1 protein-coding gene and 1 pseudogene are annotated in these 3,031 nt (G+C 70.5%); both read left to right on the top strand.

What is annotated here, in order from left to right:
- Positions 1-422 precede the first annotated feature (422 nt).
- A complete protein-coding gene (gene treS / locus G6031_RS17390) occupies positions 423-2,234 on the top strand; it encodes a maltose alpha-D-glucosyltransferase (protein ID WP_182653947.1) in 1,812 nt (603 codons plus the stop codon).
- 10 nt (positions 2,235-2,244) lie between these two features.
- A pseudogene (locus G6031_RS17395) lies at positions 2,245-3,031 on the top strand (hypothetical protein); the annotation flags it as partial.

Genomic DNA, 3,031 nt, shown 5'->3' on the forward strand with positions numbered 1-3,031 from the left:
ACGGCCACCGCGGCGAGGGCCACCAGCCACGCGGCGAGCGGCAGCAGGGCCAGCAACACGAGCACCCAGCCGACGCTCATCGGGGATCCGCCGGGCGGGTCGGGGACTGCCGGGTGAAACGCATCGGTTCCAGCCACGGTCCGCGTCGCCCGGGCTCCCCGGGGCCTCCCACGGGTTCCAGGCCCCTGGTCCGGGCCGCGGCGAGGATGACCGTCCGGGGCAGTCGCAACTCCCAGGGGCGCACGACCACCTCGTCGTCGTCGACATCCAACAGTGCCGCCAGCGCGCGGGCCCGGCGGCCGTGCCGCTGGCGATACGACCGCGCGGGATCCACGCCCCTCAGGCCGCGGATACGCTCCGCCGGGCCGATTTTCCGCATGCAACGGATCGTACTGGGCCGTAGGCTCGCCCCCATGTCACCGATGTCGCGCCACAAGCCCGACCAACACCAGGCCGACCCCCACCAGTCCGATCCCCGACACCCCGAGCCCGAGCTCACCGACGACGGTCACGTGGTCGAGCCCAGTGCCGACAACTACCGGCACGCGGCCGAGCTCGAGATCGATCGGGACTGGTACAAGTCGGCCGTGTTCTACGAGGTCCTGGTCAGGGCGTTCAACGACTCCGACGGCAACGGCACCGGGGACCTGCGCGGGCTCACCGAGAAGCTCGACTACCTGGAGTGGTTGGGGGTCGACTGCCTCTGGCTGCCGCCGTTCTACGACTCGCCGCTCCGCGACGGCGGGTACGACATCCGCGACTTCCGCGCCGTGTTGCCCGAGTTCGGGACCGTCGAGGACTTCGTCGACTTCCTCGACCAGGCGCACCAGCGGGGCATCCGGGTGATCACCGACCTGGTGATGAACCACACCTCCGACACCCACGCCTGGTTCACCGAGTCGCGGTCCGATCCGACCGGGCCGTACGGGGACTTCTACGTGTGGTCCGACGACGACACCCGGTACCCGGACGCCCGCATCATCTTCGTCGACACCGAGACCTCCAACTGGACCTACGATCCGGTGCGCGGACAGTTCTACTGGCACCGCTTCTTCTCCCACCAGCCCGACCTCAACTACGACAACCCCGAGGTCCAGGACGCGATGATCGACGTCCTGCGGTTCTGGTTGGACCTGGGGATCGACGGGTTCCGCCTGGACGCCGTGCCGTACCTGTTCGAGCGCGACGGCACCAACTGCGAGAACCTCCCCGAGACGCACGAGTTCCTGCGCAAGTGCCGGGCGGTGGTGGACGAGGAGTACCCCGGCCGGGTCCTGCTGGCCGAGGCCAACCAGTGGCCCGAGGACGTGGTGGCGTACTTCGGCGAGCCCGAGGTGGGCGACGAGTGCCACATGGCGTTCCACTTCCCGCTGATGCCCAGGATCTTCATGGCGGTGCGGCGTCAGTCCCGGTTCCCCGTCACCGAGATCCTCGCGCACACCCCCGACATCCCGTCCTCCGCCCAGTGGGGCATCTTCCTGCGCAACCACGACGAGCTCACGCTCGAGATGGTGACGGACGAGGAACGCGACTACATGTACGCGGAGTACGCCAAGGACCCGCGGATGAAGGCCAACATCGGCATCCGCCGCCGCCTGGCCCCGCTGCTCGACGGCGACCACAACCAGCTGGAGCTGTTCTCGGCGCTGCTGCTCAGCCTGCCCGGGTCCCCGGTGCTGTACTACGGCGACGAGATCGGCATGGGTGACAACATCTGGCTGGGCGACCGCGACGCCGTGCGCACGCCGATGCAGTGGAGCCCCGACCGCAACGCCGGGTTCTCCCGGTGCGACCCGGGCCGGCTCTACCTCCCGGTGATCATGGACCCGCAGTACGGCTACCAGGGCGTCAACGTGGAGGCGCAACTCAACTCCACCGCCAGCCTGCTGCACTGGACGCGGCGCATGATCCACGTGCGCAAGAGCCACCCCGCGTTCGGACGCGGCGAGTTCACCGATCTGGGTGGCTCCAACCCGAGCATCCTGGCCTATCTCCGGACGATGGGGTCCCCCGAGGAGGACCCCCGGGCGGACGTGATCCTGTGCGTCAACAATCTCTCGAGGTTCCCGCAGGCCGTGCGCCTGGACCTCTCGGAGTTCGCCGGTCGACGGCCCACCGAGCTCACCGGCGGGGTCCCGTTCCCGGAGATCGACGCCGACCCGTACCAGCTCACCCTGCCCGGTTACGGCTTCTACTGGCTGGAGCTGCGCAGTCCCACGGACACCCCGGCATGAGAGGCGCGGCATGAGCATCACCCCCGTCGACGACGACGCCATGGTCAGGTTGCTGACCGAGTGGCTCCCCGGACAACGCTGGTTCGCGGGCAAGGGCCGGCGACTGTCGACGGTGCGGATCGCCCGGCGGGCGGTGCTGCTCGACCACGCCGACGTCCTGGTGGAGCACCTGCTGGTGGACGTGGAGGTGGACGGGCGACCACAGCGCTACCAGGTCCCGCTGGCCACCGCGCGGACCCTGCCGGACGACCGCCGGACGCTCCCCCTGACCCCCGACGGCGCCTCACCGGTGGTCTACGACGGACTGCGCGATCCGCGCGGGACCGAGTCGCTGGTGTCGCACCTCTCCGGGCAGGACGAGGTGGGAGGGCTGCGGTTCCGCCTGGTCCCGGGCGCTCCCGCCCCGGAGCCCGCCCGGGGCAGGCTGCTCGAGGGCGAGCAGTCCAACTCGTCCCTGGTGTTCGGCGACGACCTCATGGTCAAGGTGTTCCGACTGGTCCAACCCGGCCTGAACCCCGACGTGGAACTCCACGCCGCGCTGGCCGACCGGCGGTGCCCGGCCGTCGCGTCGCTGCGGGGCTGGGTGGAGCTCGACGACGACGGGGGCGACCCGGACGCCGACGACGAGGCCGGCCCCACGACCCTGGCGATGGCCCAGGAGTTCCTCGCCGGCGCCGCCGACGGGTGGGCGATGGCCACGGCGAGCGTGCGCGACCTGTTCGCGGAGGCCGATCTCCTGGCCGATGAGGTGGGTACCGACTTCGCCGACGAGTCCCGGAGGCTCGGGGCCGCCGTCG

Source organism: Dietzia sp. CQ4 (genome assembly GCF_014145125.1).
Lineage (GTDB): Bacteria > Actinomycetota > Actinomycetes > Mycobacteriales > Mycobacteriaceae > Dietzia > Dietzia natronolimnaea.

What these genes read in the sequence shown, in the direction of transcription:
- treS (WP_182653947.1), top strand. Translation starts at nt 423, where the DNA reads ATGTCGCGCCACAAGCCCGACCAACACCAGGCCGACCCCCACCAGTCC.